This window comes from Mesorhizobium sp. NZP2077, assembly GCF_013170805.1.
GTDB lineage: Bacteria > Pseudomonadota > Alphaproteobacteria > Rhizobiales > Rhizobiaceae > Mesorhizobium.
The window spans coordinates 3,894,566-3,920,082 of record NZ_CP051293.1 but is presented as its reverse complement, the minus strand read 5'-3'; the positions used below and the strand labels follow the sequence as shown (position 1 = coordinate 3,920,082).

Below are 25,517 nucleotides of genomic sequence, written 5' to 3'. Positions count from 1 at the left end.
GCTCCTTGCGGAACGGGCTGAGCCGGCGGGCCGGACTGGAGGTCAGACGGCCCGCAAATCGCCTTTTTTATTCTATTCGAGATAACCCGACGGATCGACCGGGGCCGAGTTCTTGCGCACTTCGAAGTGCAGCTTCGGCGAGTCCGTCGTGCCGCTCATGCCCGAGAGCGCGATTTCCTGGCCGCGCTTGACCTTCTGGCCGCGCTGAACCTCGATCGAACTGGCATGGCCGTAGACGGTGACCAGGCCGTTCTCGTGGCGCACCAGCACCGTGTTGCCGAATTCCTTGAGCCCGTCGCCGGCATAGATGACGACGCCGTTCTCGGCTGCCTTGATCGGCGTGCCCGTGGGCACGGCGATGTCGACGCCGTCCTTGCCGGATCCGAAACCGGAGATCACCCGGCCGCGCACCGGCCAGCGCATCTTGCCGATACCCGTGGCATCCGGCGCCACCGCGTCGTCGTCCTCGGCCTGCTGAATGACCTTCGCGTCCTTCTTCGGCGGCGTGTAGGATGCCAGCGTTTCCGACGGCGTGGCTTTTGCGGGCGGCTGCGTGGTTGCCGTGGTAACCGGATCGACCTTCGCCGGCTTGGCGCTGGCGACCGTCGCGGTTCCGCCGGCAGGCACCTTCAGGGCCTGGCCGATCTTGAGCAAGCCGTCCTTCATGCCGTTGGCCTGCTTCAGCGCAACGACGCCGACGCCGGTCTTCCTGGCGATCGAGGACATCGTGTCACCCGACTGGACGGTATAGGTTCCGGCGGCACCGGTCGCCTTGGCCACCTGCGCGGGCTTGGGCTCCTTGGGCTGGCTCGCGGCGGCCGACGCATCGACTTGCGCGGCGGACTTGCCCTCCTTGAGTTTCGGCTGCTGCGGCAGGACGGCGACCTTGTCCGGCGCGGTGGCCGGCAAATCATGCTTGCCATCCTTCGCCGGCTTTGCGTCGGCGACCTTCGGTTCGGCCTTGCTCGAATACGCATAGGCAGGGATGACCAACTTCTGGCCGGTCTTCAGCCCTTTGGTTGCGCTTAAACCGTTCACCTTCATGATGACGTCGGCCGGCACCTTGTAGTGCTGCGCGATGCCATTGATCGTTTCGCCGTCGCGAACGACGATCTCAGTCGCGTGCGGCCTGCCCGCTTCTGCCATCTTCGGCGCGTCGGGCTGGGCATTCTTGAACGGTTTCGCAGCCGGATCGATAGTGCCGGTTGTGGTCCTGTCGACATGCGGAGCCGGACGAACCATCGCTGGCGCCGATGCGACACGCACCGGATTGGCGGCAGGCGCGAGTGCCGGCGCGGCCTGGGCTGAAACGGGCGGCGGCAACGGCCGGCTCGAAACCGGTTCGAGGCTGGAGCGGCTGACCGACTGGGTGTGGCTGCCGTCAAGCGGAGCGGCGGAGACATCGCCCGGAAAGGGCTGCGCCGCATCCTGCTTGTTGATGATGGCGCGCTGATTGTTGGTCGAGGAAGTGAAGACATCGTCGACGCTGTTGAACCGCGAAGCCTGGGAACTGCACCCGGCGGCCGCGCCCGCAATCATGAGAACAGCGCAGCCCCGCGCCAGATTGCGACTGTTTGCCTTCAAAACACTGAGTTGCATCGCACTAACCCGCACAAAACTCTCACCAACTGAGACAGGATTAAAGCGCGTTAATGTTACTGGGCGGTTAACCCATTAGAATCCGACGAAAATTTTCTTAAAACATTTGAGGACGGTTGGCGGTGTGGATCACAAGGTCGAATTAGATGTTCGACCGTGAGCCAGCGCTGTGCTGGAAAACTAGAGAACGGCCGCGACGCTGCGCAGGATCGGCTGCAGCCGCACCATACCGATGTCCTCGCGCTCGAAACGGCTGCCGACCTTGGTCAGCTTGCCCAGCACCTGCTCGCCCTCCTCCGGCCCGATCGGCGCAATGACGATGCCGCCGCTCGACAATTGGTCAAGCAGGAAGCGCGGCAAGCTGTCGAAGGCCGCCCAGGCAACGATGCGGTCAAACGGTCCTTCGGCCGGCAAGCCGCCGGAGCCATCCGCCTGGCGGACGATGACATTGCCGATGCCGAGCGCCTCGAAACGCTGCCTGGCCTGTTCGACCAGCGTCTTGTAGCGATCGACGGTCACGATGCGCGCCGCCAGCCGCGACATCACCGCCGAAGTATAGCCGGAACCGGCGCCGATCTCGAGCACGCGGTTTCCCGCTTCGATGGCAAGGGCCGCGATCACCGCCGCCTGCATGTCGGCGCCTTCGATCGCCTCGCCGCATTCGATCGGCAGCATGCGGTCCGACCAGGCGATCTGGTGGAAATGGGGCGCCAGGAAACCGCGCCGTGGTGTCGCCTCGAATGCCGCGATGAGCGCCTTCGGCACCGTTCCCCTGCCGCGCAGGCGCAACAGGAAAGCGGCAAATCCTTCGCGGTCATCGATTGGCAGGTTCATGCAAGCGCCTTGCTCAGCTGGTCACGGATCTCATGCGCGGTGAGGTCGAGCTGCAATGGCGTCACCGACACCAGGCGGTTGCGCAGCGCGTAGAGGTCGGTGCCTTGCTTGCCCTCGACCGGCTCGCGGCCGAAGCGCAGCCAGTAGTAAGGCAGGCCGCGCCCGTCACGGCGCTCATCGACCCACAGGCTGTGCACGAGCTTGCCCTGCGTGGTGACCACCGTGCCGGCGACCTCTTCAGGAAGGCAGTTGGGAAAATTGACGTTGAGCAGCACGCCGTCCGGCAATGGCGTCGCGACGAGCTTCTTCAGCAGTGCCGGCGCCAACGCCTCGGTAGTCTCGTAGGGAACGACGCGATCCTCGCCGACATAGGAGTATCCCTGGCTGAGTGCAATCGAGCGGATGCCGAGCAGCGCGCCTTCCATGGCGCCAGCGACGGTTCCCGAATACGTCACGTCGTCAGCGATGTTGGCGCCGGAATTGATGCCGGACAGGATCAGGTCCGGCGCACCGGGCAGGATCTTCTTCACCCCCATGATGACGCAATCGGTCGGCGTGCCGCGCACGGCGAAATGCTTCTCGCCGATCTTGCGCAGCCGCAGTGGCTCCGAGATCGACAGCGAATGCGCATAGCCGGACTGATCCTGCTCCGGCGCCACCACCCAGACATCATCGGACAGCGTGCGGGCGACGCGCTCGAGCGACGCCAGGCCCTCGGCATGAATGCCGTCATCATTGGTCAGAAGAATGCGCATTATTTCGCTTCGATCTTTGCCAGACCGCCCATGTAAGGCCGCAGCACTTCAGGAATGGTTACGCTGCCATCCTCATTCTGGTAGTTTTCGATGACAGCTATGAGCGCGCGGCCGACAGCGGTGCCCGAACCGTTGAGCGTGTGGACGAAGCGGTTGCCCTTGCCGTCCTTGTCCTTGTAGCGGGCGTCCATGCGCCGCGCCTGGAAATCGCCGCAGACCGAACAGGACGAAATTTCGCGATAGGCGTTCTGGCCGGGCAGCCAGACCTCGATGTCATAGGTCTTGCGCGCGCCAAAGCCCATGTCGCCCGTGCATAGCACCATGGTGCGGAACGGCAATTCCAGCCGCTTCAGCACTTCCTCGGCACACTCAGTCATCCGCTCATGCTCGGCGAGCGAGGATTCCTGATCGGTGATCGACACCAGTTCGACCTTGTAGAACTGGTGCTGGCGCAACATGCCGCGCGTGTCGCGGCCTGCCGAGCCTGCCTCCGAGCGGAAACACGGCGTCAGTGCGGTATAGCGCAGCGGCAACTTTTCGTGCGCCGTGATTTCCTCGCGCACCAGGTTGGTCAGCGGCACTTCGGCGGTCGGGATCAGGCCAAGCCTGCCCTCCCCGTGCTTCACAAAGAACAGGTCTTCCTCGAACTTCGGCAACTGGTTGGTGCCGAAAAGCACCTCGTCGCGCACCATCAGCGGCGGGATCACTTCCTCATAGCCATGCTCGGTCGTGTGCAGGTCGAGCATGAACTGGCCGATGGCGCGTTCCATCCTCGCCAGGCCGCTTTTCAGCACGGTGAAGCGCGAGCCCGACAGCCTTGCCGCGCGTTCGAAATCCATCATGCCGAGCGCTTCGCCGATCTCGAAATGCTCCTTCACCCAGTTCGGCCGCGTCGGCACCTTGCCGACGATGTGTTTGACGACATTGTCCTGCTCGTCCTTGCCGACAGGCACATCGTCGAGCGGCACATTGGGCAGCACCGCCAGCGCGTCGTTCAGCGCCTTGTCGAGCTCACGCTCGCGCGCCTCGCCATTCTGGATGAAGGTTTTTATCTCGCCGACTTCGGCCTTGAGTTTTTCGGCCAGTGCGGCATCGCCCGAACGCATGGCGTTGCCGATCTCCTTCGAGGCGGCGTTGCGGCGCTCCTGCTTGGTCTGCAGTTCGGTGACGTGTTCGCGCCGCGCCTCGTCACTGGCGATCAGCCCGTCGACCGTGGACTGCGCCTCAGCCGCCGACCACGAGCGCTTCACTAGCGCCTCGACAAGGGCCTTCGGGTTGTCGCGAATCCATTTGATGTCAAGCATGGTTTATCCGTCCTCAGCTATGCGAGAGGGCGTAAACCGCATCCTCGATTGATGCAAGATAGACCGGGCAGCGACGGGCTCTTTCCGGCGCTGCCTGTTGTTTACGAAGCAGCCGGCGCTGGAGGCTCGTCCGGCGTTTTGTCCGCCACGGTCTCACCGGCGTCCTGCTTCTCACGTGCCAGCCGCTGCTTTTCCTGGTCGCGCTCGATCCACCGCGCGGCCCAGATCGAGACCTCGTAGAGAAGGATGGTCGGAATGGCGAGACCGATCTGGCTCATCGGATCGGGCGGCGTCAGCACGGCGGCAACGATGAACGCAATGACGATCGCCCATTTGCGCTTTTCCGCCAGCGCCTTGGACGACAGCATGCCGACACGCGTCATCAGGCTGGTCACCACCGGCAGCTGGAACACCAGGCCGAAGGAGAAGATCAGCGTCATGATGAGGCTGAGATATTCCGACACTTTCGGCAGCAGCGAAATCTGCACCTGGTCGTCCGTGCCGACCTGCTGCATGGCGAGGAAGAACCACATCACCATCGGGGTGAAGAAGAAATAGACCAGTGAGGCGCCCATCAGGAACAGAATGGGCGACGCGATCAGGAACGGCAGGAACGCGTTGCGCTCGTTCTTGTAGAGGCCGGGCGCGATGAATTTGTAGATCTGCGTGGCGATCAGCGGAAAGGCGATGACCATGCCGCCGAACATGGCGAGCTTGACCTGCGTGAAGAAGAATTCCTGCGGCGCGGTGTAGATCAGCTCGACCTTGTGCGGATCGAGACCCGCCCATTTCGTCGCCCATTTGAAGGGGACGACCAGAAGGTTGAACAGCCGCTTGGCGAAGAAGAAGCAAACCAGGAAGGCGACGAAGAAGCCACCCAGCGACCAGATCAGTCGCCGACGCAGCTCGATCAGATGCTCCATCAGCGGAGCGGACGACTTTTCGATCTCGTCCTTTTCCTTGTCCGAAACGCTCACTTGGCGGCTCCAGCCGTCTTTTTGGCCACCGGCTTCTTCGCCGCAGCAGGCTTCGGTTCGGCTTTCGCCACGGTTTTGGCAGCAGTCGCGTTGGCGGCGGCAGGCTTCGTCGAAGCGGTGGCGGCAGGCTTTGCGGCTGTCGCGACCTTTGTCGACGTCTTGGGCGCGGGCGCGGCTTTCGCCGTAGCGGGCCTCACGGAAGTCGCGGCCTTGGACGGCGCCTTTGATGCGGGTGCCACCTTGGCGGCTTTCTTGGCCGAAGCTGCCTTCGGCGCCACGGCAGGCACTGTCGATATCGCCACCACCGATTCATCGGTCATTGCCGGGAAGATCGGGGCTGGCGGCGCTGCCTCCGGCCCGCTGACGCCGGGCATTTCCGTTGCGCCATTCTTCAACGGCTCGGCCGCCTGTGGCGTGGAAGCGGCGGGCGCTGCCGGATCGGCGGCCGGCTTCGGCTTCATCGCCGCATCGACACCGGCGCGGACATCGGCCGCCGCCTGCTGGAACGGATCAAGCTGCTTCTTGATTTCGGCAACCGGGCTGAGGCCCCTGAGCTCGTCGACCGACTTCTTGACATCGTCGAGCTCGGCCTCCTTCAGCGCCTCGTTGAACTGTTTCTGGAAGTCGGCGGCCATGGCACGCAGCTTCGCCGTCGTGCGCCCAAAGGTGCGCAGCATGTTGGGCAAATCCTTCGGCCCGACGACCACGATCATGACGATCGCGATCACCAGCATTTCGGTCCAGCCGACTTCAAACATGGCAATCTGTTCCGACTAGAACTCTTGGCTCAGCTCTTGCTGGCCTTTTCCTTCACGGCCGAAACGGTCTCATCGGCACGGTGTTCGACGGTGCGCTTGTCCTCGGCGACGTCGTCGTCGGCCATGCCCTTCTTGAAGCTCTTGATGCCCTTGGCCATGTCGCCCATCAGTTCGGGGATCTTGCCGCGACCGAACACCAGAAGCACGATGACCAGCACGATCATCCAGTGCCAAATTGAAAATGAACCCATAGCAAATCTCTCTCGAATGTTTTCCCTGGCGATGATCTATGCGTTTTCGCGTTGGGATTCAAACACAACCGCGACAGAGTTTATGAAAGGCTGGCGGATGTCACGCATTTTCGGCAACGCGGCCCGCTACCAAAAGGCGCATGTAAAGACGTAAAGCCGCTTTTGATAGACGCTTGCGGTCAATCTTCCGTGACGCGTGGCGTCAAAAGGCCAAGCTCCTCGAGGTCGATGTCGGTCAGCGGATCCTCGTCCTCGGTCGGCGCGTCCGGGTCGGCCGGCGGCTGCGGAATGGAGAAGTTCGACGGCATGCGGCCCGAAAGCAAGCCCGCCCCCTTCAGTTCCTCCATGCCCGGAAGATCGCGGATTTCCTCGAGCGCAAAATGGTCGAGGAAGGTTTCGGTGGTGCCGTAGGTAACGGGACGGCCGGGTGTTTTGCGACGGCCGCGCATGCGCACCCATTCCGTCTCGAGCAACGTGTCGAGCGTGCCCTTCGACGTCTCGACACCGCGGATATCCTCGATCTCGGCGCGCGTCACCGGCTGGTGATAGGCGATGATCGCCAGCACTTCGAGGGCGGCTCGCGACAGCTTGCGCTGCTGCACCGTGTCGCGGCTCATCAGGAAGGCCAGGTCGCCTGCGGTGCGGAAAGCCCAGGCGTCACCGACGCGCACCAGATTGACGCCGCGCCGCGCATAAACCTGCTGCAACTCGGCCATCGCTAGGGCGATGTTGATGCCGTCTGGAAGGCGCGCGGCAAGCTGCTTTTCGCTGACCGGCTCGGCGCTGGCGAAAACAATCGCCTCGGCCATGCGCACGGCCTCGGCCATATGCAGGCGCTCGGCCGGGTTCTGTACCGGATTCTGGACGGAAGCCTCGTCGAGATCCCCCGCTTCCGGCCCATTATCCACCTTGAAGGGGATAACCGAAGCGTTGGCGCGTTCGCTCATGATGCCACCTCGACTGCCTTGGTTGCCTGCACGCGGCCGCGCAGATAGATCGGCGCGAACGTCTGATCCTGCCGCAAGTCCATCGTGCCGTCGCGCACCAGTTCCAATGTTGCCGCAAACGAACTGGCGATCGCCGTGCGCCGTTCCTCGGGACTGGTCATATACACGATCAGGAAACTTTCCAGCGTCGTCCAGTCGCTGACAGCCCCGACCAGGCGGGTCAGGATGTCGCGCGCGTCCTTGAGCGACCAGACACCACGCCTGGCGATGGTCACATTGTTGATCGCATGCTTCTGCCGCTGCTGGGCATAGGCGGTCAAGAGATCGTAGAGCGACGCCGAATAGGCATTGCGCTTCTCGATGATGACCATTTCCGGCATGCCGCGCGCGAACACGTCGCGGCCGAGCCGGTTGCGGTTGACCAGACGCGCCGCCGCGTCGCGCATGGCCTCCAGCCGCTTCAGCCGGAATTGCAGCACCGCCGCCAGTTCCTCGCCGCTTTCGCCCTCTTCCCCCGGCTGCTTGGGGATCAGGAGCTTCGATTTGAGGAAGGCGAGCCACGCCGCCATGACCAGATAGTCGGCTGCGAGTTCGAGCCGCAGCGCCCTCGCCGTCTCGACAAAGGTCAAATACTGCTCGACCAGCGCCAGGATCGAGATACGCGCCAGATCGACCTTCTGGGTGCGGGCAAGATGCAAGAGAAGGTCGAGCGGACCTTCGAAGCCGGCAACGTCGACGACCAGCGACGGGTCGCCGGTGACGCGCGAATCGTCGTTCTCGGCCCAAAGACGGTCCATCGGTGCGGCCTTCGCGGCCTTGCTTTCCAATGTTTCCGCCACTGTCCCTGTCACTTCCCTTGGTTAGGCCACCGCATCGAAATAGGTGGCGAATTCAGCGCGTATCTCGGTTTCCTCGACCGCGTCGTGTTTCTTTATATAGGTCAGTGCCCGCTTTGCGCGCTCCAGAGACTTGCCCTCAAGCCCTTTGGTGCGCGAGGCGATGCCCGCCATCTCCTCGAAAACGCCATTGCAGTGAAGGACCAGATCGCAGCCCGCCGCAAGGATCGAGGCCGCCTTTGTCGGGAAATCCCCAGAAAGTGCCTTCATCGAGGTGTCGTCGCTCATCAACAAGCCATCGAAGCCGATCTCGCGGCGGATGATCTCGTCGATGACCTTGCCGGAGGTGGTCGCCGGGTTGTTGGGGTCGATGGCGCTGTAGACGACATGTGCCGTCATCGCCATCGGCAGGTCGTTGAGCTCCCTAAACGGGGCAAAATCATGCCGCTGCAGATCGCTGAGCGAGGCGTTGACTATCGGCAGCTCGAAGTGGGTGTCGGCAAAGGCCCGGCCATGGCCCGGAATGTGTTTCATGACAGGTAGCACGCCGCCCGCCATCAGCCCTTCCGCCGCCGCACGGCCGAGTTCGATGACCGGGCGCGGCTCCTTGCCATAGGCACGAGCGCCGATGACGTCGCTGGCGCCCTCGATCGGCACGTCGAGCACCGGCAGGCAATCCGCAGTGATACCGTAGCGTAGCAAGTCGAAGGCGTGCAGACGCGCCATCAGCCAGGCGGCACGGGCGCCGGCGTCGTGATCGTCGCGCCACAGCGCGCCAAGCGCCCCGCCCGCCGGATAGTTCGGCGCCAGCGGCGGCCGCAGGCGTTGCACCCTGCCGCCTTCCTGGTCGATGAACACCAGCGCGTCCGGGCGTCCGATACAGTCGCGCATCTCGGCGACCAGATCGCGGATCTGCTCGGTCTCGCCGATGTTGCGGGCAAACAGGATGAAGGCCCATGGGCATTCATTGCGATAGAAATTGATTTCTTCGCGGGTGAGCGATTTCCCGGCACAGCCGAGGATCATGGCTTTTGATTCGGTCATATCAGGAGTTTAGGGCTTCGCGCAGCCAAAGGGAATCGTCTCTGGACACATGCGTGGAAGCACCTGACTTGCTTCCACATAAAAAGGGTTGGCACATGAAAAACGCTGGGCACATGAAAAAGCCGGCGCGACCTTGGGCCGCGCCGGCTTTGAATGGTTGAACGCGTTTAGCGCGACACGAAGCAGTTGCCGCCGGCGGCCTTGTAGCTGGTGCACAAATTGATGGCATCGTTGCGCGACTGGGCGACAACGCGGACCCGGTAGAACGTGCCCTTGCCGGCAATCTCGGCCTTGACGATGTTGGCGGTGCGGCCGGCAAGCACGCTGCCATAGCGGCGTTGCAGATCCTGGTAGGTCGACTGAGCGCTTTCCACCGTCGGCTGCGAGGCAACCTGCATCGACCACGAACCGCCACCGGTCGCCGTCGTTGCCGGATCGATGGAAGCGACCTGATCGGGCTTGACCTCGCCGACGACGTCGACCGGCTGGTCGGACGGACGCTGCGGCGCGATCGCAACCTTGGCCGGCGTGTTGGCTGACTGCGCCTTCGCCGGCTTGGCTGCCGGCTTGAGGGCCGGCTCGTCGTCCGCCTGGGCGGCGGCGGGCGCCACGGTGCCGGTCTGGTCGGCATCGGCCTGGGCCGACGGCGCGACATGCTGCGGCGCCGGATCGCTCGGCTCAGCCGCCGCAACCTGCGGCGCGGCCGGTGCCGGATCCTCGCGAGGCACCAGCGAGCCATCCGACTTGACCACCATGGTCCTCACCTTACGCGGCGCAACGGCGACGACATCGGTGTTGGTGCCCTTGTCGGTATCCTGCAGCACCTGCGCGATGCGATCTTCGGACTTGGGCGCGGGCGCCGCCGCATTGTCGGCCGGCGCGGCAGTGTCAGCCGGCGCAGCACTTGCGGTCGGCGCGGCATTGCCGTCATCGGCGCCGCCGGCGGCAGCACTCTGATCAGCAGAAAGATCGACGGCACGGGCCGGATCCTTCGCCTGCACGTCCACCGGTTGCTCGGTGTTGGTGACAAGCTTCTGCTGCACGGGTTCGGCGGGCTTGGCGCCCTTGACCACCGCGTCATAGACCTTGTTGTCCTGATTCGGCACCACGGTGCCGCCCGGATTTTCCGGCTTGACCTTGATCGGCGAATTGTCGGCCTTGACGATGACAGGAGCTTCGCTGCCGTGCTTGCCACCGAAGGACAGCGCAAAGGCACCGAGGCCACCGGCAACCACGACAGCGCCGATGATCCCGGCCATCAACAGGCCACGCCGACGCACGGGCTTTGCCGCTTCCCGCTCGCCGAGACCCGGAACGGACATCGCCTCGTCCAGTTCGGGATCATAGTCGAGTTCATCGACGGTGAAATCGTCCGCCTGCGAAACCGGCTGGCTGCCGGGCAGATTGTCGAGGTCGAAGCCGTCGGCGGCGTCGGCATAGCCTGTGTTCGCCGCAGCAGCGCGGGCCGGCATTTCCGCCGGACGCGCCGCATAAGTCCGCGCTTCCGGCTGGTAGGCCGGTTTGACCCCGTCATAACCCGGCTTGGGCTCTTCATAGGATGGCGCCTGATAGCCCGAAGTGAATCCGGCGTTGTAGGATTCGTCGGCATAAGCAGCGCTGCTCGCGGGAGCAGCAGGAGCAGGCGCGACCTCCACCGAATTCATTTCCGTCAGCAGGCTGGCGAACTCGGCGTCGAGATCGTCATAGCCAGGCGAGGCCGGCTCATCTTCCTCGAAATGCAGTTCCGGAATGTCGAGATCGTCCGCCAGCGCCACGACGCGCTCCGGCACATCAACCGTTTCGACATCGGGCATCTCTTCGTAGCGCGGGGCCTGTCGCTGCTGCGGCGCGGATGCGGGGGCTGCATAGGGAGCAGCCGCAACCGGCTCGGGGGCACGGTAGGAGGGCACAACAGCCACTGCTGGAGCCACTTCAGGCGCGGCGGCCCTGGCCGCCATCGAGGCGGCCGGCTGCGCGGCGAATGCCGGCTGCTGGGGAACCGGCGTCACACGGCTCCACGACCGGGTCGGCTCGGCCGGCGCGGAGCGTTCGGCCAGCCAATCGAGGGAATCGGCCTGCTGGGAAGCGACCTCGTCACGCGGATCGAGGTTCCTGGCCAAGGCCGCATCGAACGCATCATTGTCGAAATCGACGTCGACTTGATCAGCAGCATCAGCGTGAGCCGCACTGGAGGGATGCAAATCCTCGGGCGCTTGTTCGTCGAGATCCCAGTCGAGATCGCCAACGAGATCGGCAGGGTCCTCGGCAGCCGTTGCAGGCGCGGGAACATACTGCTGACCACGAGCGGCAGCTGGCTGAGCCACAAAGGGCTGAGCGATGACAGGGGGAGCCACGACAGGCTCCTTGGCCGACGGCACCGTGCGCGCCGTCATGGCGCCCAGAAGCGCGTTCAACTCGTCTTCGAGGCTTCGTTCGTCCCCCACGGGAGCCCGCACCGGCTCGGCCATGATGGCTGACGGACCTACCGGCTGGGCCGCGGCGGTCGCGACCTCGGCGACCGGCTCTATGACAGGCTCGGCAAACGCGTCGTCCAAATTCAGATCGAACGCATCATCCGAAACGGCCTCAGCGCTTGAGAAGTCGGCCCTGGCGTCCGCGGCATCGACGAGCATTTCGTGCGTTTCCGCGCCATGAAAGGCCACCGGCTCGTCCGCCTGAACGTCAAAATCCATATCGACATCAGCCATGGCGTCGTCGAAGTGACCCTCGAAATCCTCGTCGGAAATCGCCTGGGCCTCATGCGCGGTGGCCAGCACCGGTTCTGGATAGTCGACCGCGGTCGCGGTCACATGATGCTGATCCGCGGAATGGTCGTCCAGAGAATGGTCGTCCAGCATCAGCTCGTCTTCGAGCGAAAGCGCGACCGCATCATCGAATTCAAGCTCGGGGGCCAGCTCGACAGCCACCGGCACTTCGGCAACGGCATGCTGGGGCTCGACGGCCTCGTCTTCGATCTGGACAGCATGGTCCTCGATGCGGAAATCCCGATCGAGCGACGCGGCAAGCTCGTCCTCCATCGGCAGATCGTCTTCATAGGGCGAAACATCCTCGAGCGAACTGGCGACGGCATTGTCGAAATCGACGTCGAAGGCAGGCTCGACAGCCGGCGCGACTTCGGCAGCGCCGGTATCGGCATGGCTGGCGACGACCGCATGGTCGTCGGCACCGGTGAAGTCCAGATGAAAATCGTCGTCGAGCGACAGCGCAAGATCATCGTCAGCCACAAGATCGTCGTCAGCAGGATGCGTAGCCGACATTTCGAATGCCGGCTCATGAACCTCGACAACCGGAGCGGCAGCGCTGTCGCCCGCGTCGAACTCGCCCATCAGTTCCTTTTCGAGGTCGATGTCGAAATCGTCCCCTTGCGTGGACTGACTAGCCGCCTGTGGCTGGGCCGGCGCCTGCTGCTTGACCGGCTGGCGTGGGTCGAATCCCATGATCCTGGTCAGTTCCGCGAACGGATCATCGTCAGCGATGTCGTTGTTGTCGGCTACTCTCAGCTGGGTTCTGTCTGCCATTATTGTTCCCGAACTCGCACTCATTCGGACGCCATGGACGTCGCGCAGGGTTGGCCCTTACCAGCGCAATGTGGGCAAAAGGTGACAGGTTTTTTAGTCAAACCTAACGCATTTCGGTGGGCGCGGCGGCCCCGATCAGCGTCAGGCCGGACGTGAGAACGTCCGAAACAGCCTGCACCAGCCCTAGTCTGGCATGCGTCAATTTACGATCGTTAACCTTAACAAACCGTAAGTCCGGATTATCCGTGCCCCGGTTCCAGTGTCCGTGGAAGCTGGAAGCCAGATCGTAGAGATAAAATGCCAGCCGATGTGGCTCCAGCGCAAGAGCGGCGGACTCGATCAGGCGCGGATATTCAGCGAGCTTGCGGATCAGGCCGATCTCGCCCTCGTCGGTCAGCAAAGCCGCCGCGGCGGAGAGGCTGTTGCGATCGAAATTCACCTCGCCCAGCTGCTCGCTGGCCTGCCGGAACACCGAATGGCAGCGCGCCGAGGCGTACTGCACATAAAACACCGGATTGTCCTTCGACTGCTCGGTAACCTTGGCAAAGTCGAAGTCGAGCGGCGCATCGTTCTTGCGGAACAGCATCATGAAGCGCACCGCGTCGCGGCCCACCTCTTCAATAACTTCCCGCGCCGTGATGAAATTCCCAGCCCTTTTTCCCATCCGGACCGGCTCGCCGTCGCGAAACAGCTTGACCAGATTGCACAGCAGAACCGTGAGCTTCACCTCGTCGCCGGCAATCGCCCGCGCCAAGGCTTCCAGCCGCTTGACGTAACCACCATGGTCGGCGCCAAGCACGTAGATCAGGTCGACGAAGCCGCGATCGACCTTGTCCTTCAGATACGCCACATCGGCGGCGAAATAGGTGAACGCGCCATCGGACTTGACCAGCGCCCGGTCCATGTCGTCGCCGACCGCGGTCGAGCGGAACAGCGTCTGCTCACGGTCTTCCCAGTCATCAGGCTTCTCGCCCTTGGGCGGCGGCAGCTTGCCCTTGTAGATATGACCCTTCAGCGTCAGGTCATTGATCGCCAAGCGGATCTTCCTGGCATTGTCGGCGTGCAGCGTGCGTTCGGAGAAGAACACGTCGTGATGCACGTTAAGCAGCGCCAGATCATCGCGGATCATCGCCATCATCGCGTCGATGGCGCGGTCCTTGACGATGGCCAGCGCCTCGTCATCCGGCATTTGGAGCAGGCTCCGGCCTAACTCTTTCGCCAATGCTTGGCCAAGAGGAACCAAATAATCGCCAGGATAAAGGCCTGGCGGAATTTCGCCGATCTCGTCGCCCAACGCCTCCCGATACCGCAATATAACTGAGCGGCCGAGCACGTCGATCTGTCCGCCGGCATCGTTGATGATGTATTCTTTGGTGACATCATAGCCGGCGAAGGCCATCAGATTGGCGAGCGCATCGCCGACAACAGCACCCCGGCAATGGCCGACATGCATCGGCCCGGTCGGGTTGGCGGAAACAAATTCGACATTGGTTTTCCGGCCGGCGCCGATCGTCGAGCGGCCATAGTCGCGGCCCTGCCCGAGCAGCGCGGTTAGATGCGCCTGCCAGAAGCCGTCCTTGAGCCTGAGATTGACGAAGCCGGGGCCGGCAACCTCGACGGCGGCGACATCCTTGTCATCACGCAGCGCCAGCGCCAGCCGTTCGGCCAGCGCGCGCGGGTTCTGGCCGGTGGGCTTGGCCAGCACCATTGCCGCATTGGTCGCGAGATCGCCATGGCTGGGGTCGCGTGGCGGTTCGACGGCAATGCGCGACAGGTCGGGCGAAACGCCGTCCTTGTCTTTCAGATCAAGCGCTTCGACAGCCTTTGTGACTCGCGCGGTGAAATCGGCGAAGATGTTCATGGGTATTGCTCTGGCGGCTTTATGGCGAATCCGGCTCGTTGGCCGGCAAAATCGCGCCCGCCCTAGCTCAAATCCGGGGTGCGGTCAAACAAACGCCTGTGTTCCTTGAGCGCATAGGTGTCGGTCATCCCTGCCAGGAAATCGGCCACACTGCGCGCCTTGATGCGATCCTCGGCCCTGTCCAGCCCCTCACGCCAGCCGTCCGGCATGGCACGCGGATCGGCGAAATAGACGTCGAACAGGTCCCTGACGATCTGCTCGGCGCCGGCGCGCACCCGCATCACCTCCTTGTGCCGGTAGAGGTGCTTGTAGAGAAAGGCCTTCAGTTCCTTCTCGGCCTCGGCCATCTCGGCGGAAAAGGTCACCATCGTCTCACCCGCCTCCCTCACCGCATCGGCGCTGCGCGGCCCGACACGCTCCAGATTGGCGGTCGCCGAGACTATAACATCCTCGACCATGGCGGTGATCTGCCGCCGCATCAGCTCATGGCCGGTGCGCACGTCATCAAGCACCGGATAGCGCTCGCGGACCCCCGCCAGGATCGACCCCGGCAGCGAGACCGTTTTCAGCATATCGAGCGTCAGCAGCCCTGCCCGCAGGCCGTCATCGATGTCATGCGTGTTGTAGGCGATGTCGTCGGCAATTGCCGCGCACTGCGCCTCGATGCCGGCGAACCGGTCGAGTTCGAGATCCTGCAGCTCCGAATAATCGCGGATCGCTTGCGGCACCGGCCCTTTCAGGCCTTTGCCGCCGGCGTCCGTCAGCGGGCCATTGTGCTTGACCAGGCCCTCCAGCGTCTCCCAGGTCAAGTTCAGCCCGTCGAATTCGGCATAGCGCGCTTCCAGCCGCGTCACGATGCGTAGCGACTGCGCGTTGTGATCAAAACCGCCCCAGGCCGCCATCTTGTCGTTCAGCGCGTCCTCGCCGGTATGGCCGAAGGGGGTGTGGCCGAAATCATGCACCAGCGCCACCGCCTCGGCCAGATCCTCGTCGCCGCGCAGCGCTCGCGCCAGCGCACGCGCGATCTGTGCCACCTCGATCGAATGCGTCAGCCTTGTGCGATAGTGGTCGCCTTCATGGGCGATGAAGACCTGCGTCTTGTGCTTGAGCCGCCGGAAGGCCGTCGAATGGATGATGCGGTCGCGGTCGCGCTGGAACGGCGTGCGGGTCGGGCTCTCGACCTCATCGAACAGCCGGCCACGCGAGCGCGCTGGATCAGTGGCATAGGTCGCGCGCGGCCGATAGCCGAATCCGATGTCGCCCAACTCATTGGTCATGGCTGATGCTGCCGCAGTTGACTTGATCTAGTTGACTTGGCCCCTCGCGCTTCATACCTATCATGTGAAACCGAAAGCAAGGTGACGCCCATGGGCGCGGATGCCAAGACTGCCATGAAAGTCGATATGACCGAGGCCGCGGCCAAGCGGATCGCCAAGATTGTCTCTGGCGAGGCCGGCAAAACGGCGCTGCGCGTTTCCGTCGAAGGCGGCGGCTGCTCGGGCTTTTCCTACAAGTTTGACCTGGTCGACGCCCGCAACGACGACGACGTCGCCATCGAGAAGGACGGCGCCACGGTGCTGATCGACGATCTGTCGCTGGTCTATATGGGCGGTTCGGTGATCGACTTCGTCGACGATCTGATGGGCCAGTCCTTCCAGATCCGCAATCCGAACGCTGTCGCCTCCTGTGGCTGCGGCACGAGCTTCTCCATCTAGCGGCATGCCTGGCATAGGCGCGGTCCGTCAGGTCGCGCTGTCGGCAGGACGCAACCTTGATTCGACGCTGGCCTTCTGGCGCGATGTCCTTGGCATGGGTGTTCACGCCCGCTACGATCCCCCCGGTATCGCCTTCATCATGGCGGGCGATGTGCGTCTGCTATTCACCGACGGTGTGCCGGCCGGCACGGTCTATCTCGACATTGCGGGCCTCGAGGCTTTCCACGCCGAGGCGAAAGCCTCGGGCGTCCCCTTCACCGCGCCGCCAGCGCTTGTCCATCGCGACACCGAAGGCACATTCGGCCCGGCGGGGGAAAGCGAGTGGATGGCCTTCCTAAAGGACCCGGCAGGCAATACGATCGGCCTCGTCGAACGCCACCCGCCGCAGGAAGAATAGACCGCCCATGAAAATCGTCACCTGGAACATCAACGGCGTTCGCGCCCGCCTCGGCAACCTCACCCATTGGCTGACCGAAAGCGCGCCCGACATCGTCTGCCTCCAGGAGATCAAGACGGTCGACGAGCAGTTCCCGCGCGCCGAGATCGAGGCGCTGGGCTACAATGTCGAAACCCATGGCCAGAAGGGTTTCAACGGCGTGGCGCTGCTGTCGAAGCTGCGCTTTGACGAAGTCAATCGCGGCCTGCCGGGCGACGACACCGACGAGCAGGCGCGCTTCATCGAAGGCGTGTTCTCGACCGACAAGGGCGCGCTGCGGGTCGTCTCGCTCTATCTGCCGAACGGCAACCCGATCGATGACGAGAAAAAGTTCCCCTACAAGCTGTCCTGGATGGCGCGGTTGGAGCGCTGGGCCGAAGAACGACTAAGGCTGGAAGAGGCACTGGTGCTGGCCGGCGACTACAATGTCATTCCCGAGCCGATCGACGCGCGGTTTCCGGAGAACTGGCTGGGCGACGCGCTGTTCCAGCCGCAGACACGGCAAGCCTTCCGCCGGCTGCTCAACCTCGGTTTCACCGAAGCGGTGCGCGCGGTCACCGATGCGCCCGACACCTACACCTTCTGGGATTATCAGGCCGGCGCCTGGCAGAAGAACAACGGCATCCGCATCGATCATCTGCTGCTGTCGCCGGAAGCCGCCAACCGATTCTCGTCGGCCTCGATCGAGAAGCATGTGCGCGCCTGGGAAAAGCCATCTGATCACGTGCCGGTGGCGATCGATCTCGCGCTACAGTCGGCCTGACGGGAGGCCCTGCGCCCCGAGGCCGGGCACGCCATGCTGGACCTCATATCGCCACATTCGGGCGCATGATGGGAGATCATCATGGCGGCTGGGGTTCCCATGACCATTCGATTTGTTGTTTGTCCGATCGGCTTGGCAATTGCCACGGCCGCCATGGTGCCGGCTGTCGCCGCCCCGGAATGTCTCGCCAATGGAAAATCCTATCCGGTCGGTCAGGTCGCCTGCCTGACGGTTGCCGACCAGAGCCATCTGGCCCGCTGCGAGATGGTGCTCAACAACACATCCTGGACGAAGGTCGGCGACAGCTGCCCCGAAAACACGATGGCGCCGCACCTGCACGTCACGCCGATCTCGACGCCCGCGCCAAGCATGGTGCCGACGGAGCCGACTGAGAACTGATTTTTTGATCAGCTGATCTCTAAAGACAGGTCCGGCGCGCAGAGGGGGGCGAAGAATCGCTTGCCCGTTTTCGCCAAGAACCCGCAGCAGGTGCCGTCGGCGCCTACTGTTCCGTGTTGGCGGTGCCCTTGGTCAGGATGTCATCCGCCAGAGAAATCGCCGTGCGCCGGTCGGCTTCGCCGGCTGCGGCGAAGGCTTCTTCCTGCATGCCGCGGATCCAGGGCTGGTCGGCCGGCGACGCGCGTTCGAGTGCCGCGGTCATCATCGCCAGGCCGCGAACGATCTTGCCGCTCTGGAACAAGAGATGGCCAAGTGTCGCCTGGGCGCCGGCATGGCCCTTCTCGGCGGCGAGCTGGAACCAGCGCCCGGCCTGCTTGACGCTGGCCTTCACGCCGCCCTCGCCCTTCAGGAACATCTGTCCCATCTCGAACTGGGCGTTCGGGTTGCGGTAGTTGGCGGCGGCGCGCATGTAATATTCCTGGGCCGCCACCTCGTTCTCGGTGACCGGGCTGCCGGGGATACCCGTGCGCAGATAATCGCCGAGCGCCACCAGCGCGTCGGAGACATAGCTTTCTTCCGGCGAACCGGGCTCGACATCCTGGTCGACGATCTCGGAGAAGAACTTGAACGCCTCATAGTCGTCGCGCGCCACGCCGTCGCCCTCGGCATACATGCGGGCAAGCTTCCAAGTGGCGCCGATCTGGCCGTTTTCGGCGGCGTATTTGTAGGCTTCGGCGGCCTGTTCCTTGTGGCCGTTCTTGTAAGCGGAGAAGCCAAACTGGAACACCGCCCAGGGGCTCGACTGCGGCTTCACGCCGGTCTTGTCGTCGAACACCTTGTCGTCGAAGGCCAAAGCCTGGCCCACGGCGCCAAAGATCGCGACAGCGACCAGTGCCGGAAGGACAGATGACCTCAACAACTCTGGTGTTGACTTCAACAACTCAGATATCCGCATAGCAGTGTGTTTCTTTCGCACCGCCCGGATGGGTGACCGCGCCGTCGCGGGCAGACCCGACCGTCTGTGCGTATTTCCAAATCGCGCCCGACTGGTAGTCGGTCGTACGTGCCTTCCAGGTCTTGGCCCGCGCCGCCAGTTCGGCCTCGGTCAGCGCCACCTCGATCGTGCCGTTCACGGCATCGATCGAAATCACGTCGCCATCCCGGATGAGGCCGATCGGGCCGCCAACGGCTGCTTCCGGCCCGACATGGCCGATGCAGAACCCGCGTGTCGCGCCCGAGAAGCGGCCGTCGGTGATCAGCGCCACCTTGCCGCCCATGCCCTGGCCGTAGAGTGCCGCCGTCGTCGACAGCATCTCGCGCATACCCGGGCCGCCGCGTGGTCCTTCGTAGCGAATGACGAGAACCTCGCCTTCCCTGTAGTTGCGATGCGTCACCGCCTCGAAACATTCCTCTTCCGAATCGAAGCAGCGCGCCGGGCCGGAGAATTTCAACTCCGTCATGCCCGCGACCTTCACGATCGCGCCTTCGGGGGCGAGGTTTCCCTTCAACCCCACGACACCGCCGGTTTGGGTAATTGGTCTGTTGGCCGGGCGGACCACATCCTGATGTTCATTCCAGGCAACATGTTCCATGTTTTCGGCCAAAGTGCGGCCAGTGACCGTCAGGCAATCGCCATGCAGATAGCCATGGTCGAGCAGCGTCTTCATCAACAGCGGAATGCCGCCGGCCTCGAACATGTCCTTGGCGACATATTTGCCGCCCGGCTTGAGGTCGGCGATGTAAGGCGTCTTCTCGAAAATCTTTGCGACGTCGAAGAGATCGAATTTGATGCCTGCCTCATGCGCAATCGCCGGCAGATGCAGGGCTGCGTTGGTCGAGCCGCCGGTGGCGGAAACCACGGTCGCCGCATTCTCCAGTGCCTTCAGCGTGACGATGTCACGCGGCCGGATGTTTTTGGCGATCAGTTCCATGATCTTTTCGCCGGAGGCGAAATTGAAACGGTCACGCATTTCATAAGGGGCCGGCGCACCGCAGGAATAGGGCAGCGCGAGACCAATCGCCTCGGCAACGGTGGCCATGGTGTTGGCGGTGAACTGGGCGCCGCAGGAACCGGCCGACGGGCAGGCTACCTGCTCGATTTCAAGAAGCTCGGCATCGTCGATTTTGCCGACAGAGTGCTGGCCAACCGCCTCGAACACATCCTGCACGGTGATCTGGCGGCCGTGATAGCTGCCGGGCAGGATCGAGCCGCCATAGATGAAGATCGACGGCACGTTGAGCCGCACCATGGCCATCATCATGCCGGGCAGCGACTTGTCGCAGCCGGCCAGCCCGACCAGCGCATCATAGCAATGGCCACGCATGGTGAGTTCGACCGAATCGGCAATGACCTCACGCGACACCAGCGACGACTTCATGCCCTGGTGGCCCATGGCGATGCCGTCGGTGACGGTGATGGTGCAGAATTCGCGCGGCGTACCGTTGGCCGCCGCGACACCCTTCTTGACCACCTGCGCCTGGCGCATCAGCGAGATGTTGCATGGTGCGGCTTCGTTCCAGCAGGAGGCGACGCCGACCAGCGGCTGCGCGATCTCAGCAGCCGACAGGCCCATGGCATAGAGGTAGGACCGGTGCGGCGCACGCGCCGGACCGACAGTCACATGGCGGCTAGGGAGCTTAGCCTTTGAAATGACTTTGGCGTCCATTCTCTTCCTTGCCGCGGGGCGGTGCGGCCTGTCCCATCGCCGAGCCTTTTGGCGCGTGTCCCGAGACAAGATCGAGGTGCGCCGGGTTTATGGCGGGAAATGGGCAATTTCCTCGACCTGACTTCTAGCGCAGGGGTTGTTCAGAAAGTGTTGCCAAAACGTCACAATCGCACGAGGCGGTCCCAGTGCGGCTAATATGCAACGCAGCTTTAATGACGGCATCGCCGGCGATCCCGGCTCAAACAAAAAAACCGGGCAATGCCCGGCTTTTTTCTCGAATTTCCAGATAGTTAGAACTTGATCTTGATGCCCCCGGAAAACGCCGTAACCAGATCATTGCCGAAGTCATAGCTGGCATCGTCGCCGGCAACATAACCATTGTCTCCGACCACCATGCCGGAATGGCCGCTGGTCAACACTCCGATCGCACCTGCCAAACGAATTTCGATATTGGGCTTCGGGGTGTAGGCCACGCCGCCACCCAGCGTCCACGTATCGGTCTGAGAGCCATAGCCGTGCGAGGTGCCACGATCCCAGGAAAGCTGGCCGGCGGCCGCCCACTGATCGTTGAACTTGTGGCCAATACCGCCTGTAACCGTCCAGCCGTCACGATACATCAGGTCGAGAGAGGTCAACTGGGCTGAATGAACTTTGTCGCCCGTGACGCACAGTGCAGAAGGAGTACCCACCGCACAAATCGGGACGCTTTGCAAAACGCTCCAATTGACCCATTTGATCGAGCCAAAGGCGAGCCATCCGGGCGCAATTCCCGACTGTAATTTCAGCTCGACCACATCCGGCATGTACTGGGTAGAGCCGTAAATCGGGATGACGGGGCCGCCGACATTCGTCAGATCGAGAGTGCCCGAGATGTTGTCGAGCTTGACCTTCGAATTGTAGACGAGGCTCGCCCGCAATGCGATGTCTGGTATTTCGTAAGCAAGGCCGGCACGCCAGCCCCAGCCATTGCTCGTCAAGTCGACGCGACCCGTGCCCCCGAAATCGGGCACAAAGGGCGACACAAGGCTTTCCTTGTAGCCGTAGACCTTCTGGTAAAAGACGCCGCCGATGAAGCGAAGTTGACCCTTCCCCGCATCCATCTTGTACGAGCAGGTGCCCGCGTAGTTGTCGCTCTTGATGTCGGTCTCCATATTGGAAAACGCACCGTTCCAGACGCCGGGCGCAACATGGGCCCCCCAGGGCTGCGAATAGTCGAACATACAGTCGACGCCCTGCACAACCTGGGCCTTGACGCCGATGCGGGGTACCCAATAGCCCTCGGCGCCGTCGGCCGAGGTGCCCCAGCCGAGATTGGCTCCGCCCGGCCCCCTCGCATTCTCGTACTTGCGATCCGGCATCACATAGGTCGCTTCCGCCTCGGTCGCGACCTGCGCCGGATCGAACAGCAGATCGATGTCGTAGCCGCCGCGTTCCAAGCCGCCCGCGTGAGCCGGGTGCATTACCGCACCGATCAAAGCCAGCGAAAAGCACCCCGCCCCCAGCAGTGCTTTCAGACGCAAATTGTTCATGGATGTCCTCCCCGAATAACTAGTGCAGCAAGCTAGAACCAATTCAGGTTAACGGTGCAACAACGAATTCTTGGGGCGTACATGTACATGCTTGCCAAACGTATTTTCGACAAAATGCAGATAGGCACCGCAAGGCTAAAAAGCGGCCCAACGTGTAGCTATCGGAGCAGAAAATGAAGGAAAGTCGTCCAAGAAGGCTGAAAAACAGCCATTTTCAGGGGGTTACGGCCCCGTTGTTACATTATGGCAACAATGGGGCTAAAAGTTTCCGTTTACGTCAACATTAACGCTGCGGAATGCCTGTTTTTGAGGCAGTTGACCCAAGGGAAACCGGTCCCTGCCCGGTTGCGAATCTGCCCTTCAACCGGCGTCGCGAACCCTGGTCAACGCCACCGAAAGCTTGTCCTGCGCGTCGCGGTATTCGGCGAGCTTTTCACGCTCGGCGTCGACGATCTCGGCCGGCGCGCTGGCGACAAACCGTTCGTTGGACAGCTTCTTGTGCAGCCGGGCGATTTCCTCGGTCACCTTGGCCAGTTCCTTCTGCAGCCGGGCGGCCTCGGCGATGAGGTCGATCAGGCTGCCGAGCGGCAGGCAGATCGTCGCCTCGTTGAGGACGATCTGCGCCGAGCCCTTGGGTGCTGTGTCAGCCGACGAGATGTCGCCGACGCGCGCCAGCCGCTTGATCGCGGACTCTTCGCGCACCAACCGCTCGCGCGTGACATCATTGGCGCCGACCACGACCAGCGGCGCGATCGCCGCCGGCGGCACGTTCATCTCGGAACGCACCGAGCGGATGCCGGAGACGAGGTCGACCAGCCAGTTGATGTCGGCGGCAGCTTCCGCGTCCTCGAAGTCCGGCGACGGCCAGGCGGCGTGGCAAAGCAGCGAGGAGCGCTCCTTGCCCTGACCCGCCGTCTGCGCCCACAGCTCTTCCGTCATGAACGGCATCATCGGGTGCAAGAGCTTGTAGATCTCGTCGAGCACGAAGGCGACGCAGGCGCGGCTTTCGGCCTTGGCCGCCTCGTCCGTGCCCATGAACACCGGCTTCAGCAGCTCCAGATACCAATCGCAGAAAAGGTTCCAGACGAAGCGGTAGGCAGCACCGGCCGCCTCGTTGAAGCGGTATGAGGTGATGCCGTCGGTGATCTCGCGTGCGGCCCGCGTCAGCTCGGTCAGGATCCAGCGGTTGACCGCCAGCTTGGCGTCGTTCAGCCAGAAATCGTCATTGCGGGCGACTTCGTTCATCTCGGCAAAGCGCGTCGCGTTCCACAGCTTGGTGCCGAAATTGCGGTAGCCGGCGATGCGCGCCGGGTCGAGCTTCACATCACGCCCCTGTGCCGCCATCACCGTCAGCGTGAAGCGCAGCGCATCGGCGCCAAACTCGTCGATCAGATCGAGCGGGTCGATGACGTTGCCTTTCGACTTCGACATCTTCTGCCCGTTCTTGTCGCGCACCAGCGCGTGCACATAGACGGTGTGGAACGGTTCCTCGTCCATGAAATGCAGACCCATCATCATCATGCGGGCGACCCAGAAGAAGATAATGTCGAAACCAGTCACCAGCACGTCGGTCTGGTAGTAGGTCTTCAGCTCCGGCGTCTGGTCCGGCCAGCCCAAAGTCGAGAACGGCCACAGCGCCGAGGAGAACCAGGTGTCGAGCACATCCTCGTCACGGGTCAGGATCTCACCAGGCTTGTAGTTCTCGAGCTTGTCCTCGACCCAGGCCTTCCATGGCCCTTCCAGCGCCAGATAATATTCGATCGCCGCGCCCAGCGCCTCTTCCTCGGTCTTCTCGACGAAGACGCGCCCGTCCGGTCCGTACCAGGCCGGAATCTGGTGGCCCCACCACAGCTGGCGGGAGATGCACCAGGGCTGGATGTTTTCCATCCAGTCGAAATAGGTTTTTTCCCAGTTCTTCGGCACGAAATTGGTGCGGCCTTCACGCACCGAGGCGATCGCCGGCTTGGCGAGCTCGGCCGCATTGGCATACCACTGCTCGGTCAGGAACGGCTCGATCGGCACGCCGCCGCGGTCGCCATGCGGCACGGCATGGCGGTGCGGCTCGATCTTTTCAAGGAAGCCGCCGGCCTCCATCAGCTCGACGATCTTCTTGCGCGCGACGAAACGGTCGAGCCCGTTGAGATCGTCCCAGACCGCCTGGCGATCCGGCGTCACCTCGAGCCCGGCGAGGAAATCCTCATTGTCTTTGAGGTTTATCGCAGCCTCGATGGTGAGAATATTGATCGCTGGCAGCTTGTGGCGCTTGCCGACCTCGAAGTCGTTGAAATCATGCGCCGGCGTGATCTTCACCGCGCCGGAGCCTTTTTCCGGATCGGAATACTCGTCCGCCACGATCGGAATCTTGCGACCAACGATCGGCAGCACCACGTTCTTGCCGATCAGATGCCGGTATCGCTCGTCGTCCGGGTGCACCGCCACCGCCGTATCGCCCAGCATCGTTTCCGGGCGCGTCGTCGCCACCGTGATGAAGGTCTGCGGATTTTCCGGATCGAAGGTCTCACCCTCGATCGGATAGCGGAAGTGCCAGAGATTGCCGTTGACCTCCTGCTGCTCGACCTCGAGGTCGGAGATCGCGGTCAGCAGCTTCGGGTCCCAGTTCACAAGGCGCTTGTCCTTGTAGATCAGGCCTTGCTTGTAGAGGGTGACGAACACTTCGAGCACGGCCTTGGACAGGCCCTCGTCCATGGTGAAGCGTTCGCGCGACCAGTCGGCCGAGGCGCCGAGCCGCTTCAGCTGGTTGAAGATGGCGCCGCCGGATTCGGCCTTCCACTCCCACACTTTCTCGATGAACTGCTCGCGCGTGAGATCGCGGCGGTGGATCTGCTTTTCCATCAGCTGGCGTTCGACCACCATCTGCGTGGCGATGCCGGCATGGTCCATGCCCGGCTGCCACAGCACGTTCTTGCCGCGCATGCGCTCGAAGCGCACCAGAATGTCCTGCAACGTGTTGTTGAGCGCGTGGCCCATATGCAGCGAGCCGGTGACGTTGGGCGGTGGGATGACGATGGTGAAGGCCTCGGCGCCCTCCTCGGCGCCTGCGCCGGCGCGAAATGCGTCGGCCTCTTCCCAGGTCTTGGCGATCTTCGGCTCGACGGTCTTTGCGTCGTAGGTCTTTTCAAGCATGGGAAAATGGTCCGCGCTGTCGGGATTTTTGCTGGTTCGGTGTAAATCGGAAGGTCTGGGCCAAGTCAACCGCAAGCGCCGCCTCGGCTCATGAGAAGCAAATAGGCGTGGCCCTGCCTATTTCAACGGAATGCCGTGGGAAGGCCATGCCCACACTCCG

The 25,517-nt window shown here is 63.0% G+C and carries 21 protein-coding genes; 4 read left to right on the top strand and 17 right to left on the bottom strand.

All coding sequences use genetic code 11. The annotated features are described in order from the left end of the window. Positions 1 to 72: 72 nt before the first annotated feature. The 13 genes from HGP13_RS19390 to HGP13_RS19330 all read right to left on the bottom strand — a co-directional run bounded on the left by HGP13_RS19390 (position 73) and on the right by HGP13_RS19330 (position 15,982). Positions 73 to 1,599 (bottom strand): peptidoglycan DD-metalloendopeptidase family protein, encoded by a 1,527-nt coding sequence (locus tag HGP13_RS19390; RefSeq protein WP_172228258.1) that lies wholly within the window; start codon positions 1,597 to 1,599, stop codon positions 73 to 75. Between the two features lie 180 nt (positions 1,600 to 1,779). After that, positions 1,780 to 2,433: a protein-L-isoaspartate(D-aspartate) O-methyltransferase gene (locus HGP13_RS19385; RefSeq protein WP_172228256.1), complete on the bottom strand. Its 654-nt coding sequence runs from the start codon at positions 2,431 to 2,433 to the stop codon at positions 1,780 to 1,782. After that, positions 2,430 to 3,188, bottom strand: a complete 759-nt coding sequence (gene surE, locus HGP13_RS19380; RefSeq protein ID WP_027039151.1) for a 5'/3'-nucleotidase SurE — start codon at positions 3,186 to 3,188, stop codon at positions 2,430 to 2,432. Before surE ends, HGP13_RS19385 begins: the two co-directional genes overlap by 4 nt. Continuing rightward, positions 3,188 to 4,492 (bottom strand): serine--tRNA ligase, encoded by a 1,305-nt coding sequence (gene serS / locus HGP13_RS19375; RefSeq protein WP_172228254.1) that lies wholly within the window; start codon positions 4,490 to 4,492, stop codon positions 3,188 to 3,190. Before serS ends, surE begins: the two co-directional genes overlap by 1 nt. A gap of 101 nt (positions 4,493 to 4,593) precedes the next feature. Beyond that, a complete protein-coding gene (gene tatC / locus HGP13_RS19370; protein WP_172228252.1) occupies positions 4,594 to 5,469 on the bottom strand; it encodes a twin-arginine translocase subunit TatC in 876 nt (291 codons plus the stop codon). Continuing rightward, a complete protein-coding gene (gene tatB / locus HGP13_RS19365) occupies positions 5,466 to 6,227 on the bottom strand; it encodes a Sec-independent protein translocase protein TatB (protein ID WP_172228250.1) in 762 nt (253 codons plus the stop codon). Before tatB ends, tatC begins: the two co-directional genes overlap by 4 nt. Before the next feature lie 29 nt (positions 6,228 to 6,256). Beyond that, complete coding sequence (locus HGP13_RS19360) at positions 6,257 to 6,478, bottom strand: twin-arginine translocase TatA/TatE family subunit (protein ID WP_013895102.1); 222 nt, start codon at positions 6,476 to 6,478, stop codon at positions 6,257 to 6,259. Positions 6,479 to 6,657: 179 nt separating this feature from the next. Continuing rightward, positions 6,658 to 7,425 carry an SMC-Scp complex subunit ScpB gene (gene scpB / locus HGP13_RS19355; protein WP_172228248.1) on the bottom strand — a complete coding sequence of 256 codons (768 nt, stop codon included), beginning with the start codon at positions 7,423 to 7,425 and terminating at the stop codon, positions 6,658 to 6,660. Further along, positions 7,422 to 8,222, bottom strand: a complete 801-nt coding sequence (locus HGP13_RS19350) for a ScpA family protein (protein ID WP_172228246.1) — start codon at positions 8,220 to 8,222, stop codon at positions 7,422 to 7,424. Before HGP13_RS19350 ends, scpB begins: the two co-directional genes overlap by 4 nt. 63 nt (positions 8,223 to 8,285) lie before the next feature. Beyond that, positions 8,286 to 9,305 carry a beta-N-acetylhexosaminidase gene (gene nagZ, locus HGP13_RS19345; RefSeq protein ID WP_172228244.1) on the bottom strand — a complete coding sequence of 340 codons (1,020 nt, stop codon included), beginning with the start codon at positions 9,303 to 9,305 and terminating at the stop codon, positions 8,286 to 8,288. Between the two features lie 167 nt (positions 9,306 to 9,472). Continuing rightward, a complete protein-coding gene (locus HGP13_RS19340) occupies positions 9,473 to 12,844 on the bottom strand; it encodes an SPOR domain-containing protein (protein ID WP_172228242.1) in 3,372 nt (1,123 codons plus the stop codon). Positions 12,845 to 12,947: 103 nt separating this feature from the next. Continuing rightward, positions 12,948 to 14,705, bottom strand: a complete 1,758-nt coding sequence (gene argS, locus HGP13_RS19335) for an arginine--tRNA ligase (RefSeq protein WP_172228240.1) — start codon at positions 14,703 to 14,705, stop codon at positions 12,948 to 12,950. Between the two features lie 62 nt (positions 14,706 to 14,767). Further along, on the bottom strand, positions 14,768 to 15,982 hold the full coding sequence (locus HGP13_RS19330) for a deoxyguanosinetriphosphate triphosphohydrolase (protein WP_172228238.1): 1,215 nt from the start codon (positions 15,980 to 15,982) through the stop codon (positions 14,768 to 14,770). 90 nt (positions 15,983 to 16,072) lie between these two features. On the opposite strand from HGP13_RS19330, the gene erpA reads away from it, so the two are divergent. From erpA to HGP13_RS19310, 4 genes are all read left to right on the top strand, one after another. Beyond that, positions 16,073 to 16,420 carry an iron-sulfur cluster insertion protein ErpA gene (erpA, locus tag HGP13_RS19325; RefSeq protein WP_172228236.1) on the top strand — a complete coding sequence of 116 codons (348 nt, stop codon included), beginning with the start codon at positions 16,073 to 16,075 and terminating at the stop codon, positions 16,418 to 16,420. 4 nt (positions 16,421 to 16,424) lie between these two features. Further along, complete coding sequence (locus HGP13_RS19320; protein WP_172228234.1) at positions 16,425 to 16,817, top strand: VOC family protein; 393 nt, start codon at positions 16,425 to 16,427, stop codon at positions 16,815 to 16,817. Positions 16,818 to 16,824: 7 nt separating this feature from the next. Next, a complete protein-coding gene (xth, locus tag HGP13_RS19315) occupies positions 16,825 to 17,619 on the top strand; it encodes an exodeoxyribonuclease III (protein ID WP_172228232.1) in 795 nt (264 codons plus the stop codon). Between the two features lie 81 nt (positions 17,620 to 17,700). Next, positions 17,701 to 18,018 carry a hypothetical protein gene (locus tag HGP13_RS19310; RefSeq protein WP_172228230.1) on the top strand — a complete coding sequence of 106 codons (318 nt, stop codon included), beginning with the start codon at positions 17,701 to 17,703 and terminating at the stop codon, positions 18,016 to 18,018. Between the two features lie 103 nt (positions 18,019 to 18,121). On the opposite strand, the gene HGP13_RS19305 is transcribed toward HGP13_RS19310, so the two are convergent. The 4 genes from HGP13_RS19305 to HGP13_RS19290 all read right to left on the bottom strand — a co-directional run bounded on the left by HGP13_RS19305 (position 18,122) and on the right by HGP13_RS19290 (position 25,357). After that, positions 18,122 to 18,973: a tetratricopeptide repeat protein gene (locus HGP13_RS19305; RefSeq protein ID WP_172228228.1), complete on the bottom strand. Its 852-nt coding sequence runs from the start codon at positions 18,971 to 18,973 to the stop codon at positions 18,122 to 18,124. After that, positions 18,960 to 20,684: a dihydroxy-acid dehydratase gene (gene ilvD, locus HGP13_RS19300; protein ID WP_172228226.1), complete on the bottom strand. Its 1,725-nt coding sequence runs from the start codon at positions 20,682 to 20,684 to the stop codon at positions 18,960 to 18,962. Before ilvD ends, HGP13_RS19305 begins: the two co-directional genes overlap by 14 nt. Positions 20,685 to 20,974: 290 nt before the next feature. Beyond that, positions 20,975 to 22,213, bottom strand: coding sequence for an OmpP1/FadL family transporter (locus HGP13_RS19295; RefSeq protein ID WP_172228224.1), 1,239 nt, complete (start codon positions 22,211 to 22,213; stop codon positions 20,975 to 20,977). 360 nt (positions 22,214 to 22,573) lie between these two features. Next, positions 22,574 to 25,357, bottom strand: coding sequence for a valine--tRNA ligase (locus tag HGP13_RS19290; protein ID WP_172228222.1), 2,784 nt, complete (start codon positions 25,355 to 25,357; stop codon positions 22,574 to 22,576). Between the last annotated feature and the right edge of the window lie 160 nt (positions 25,358 to 25,517).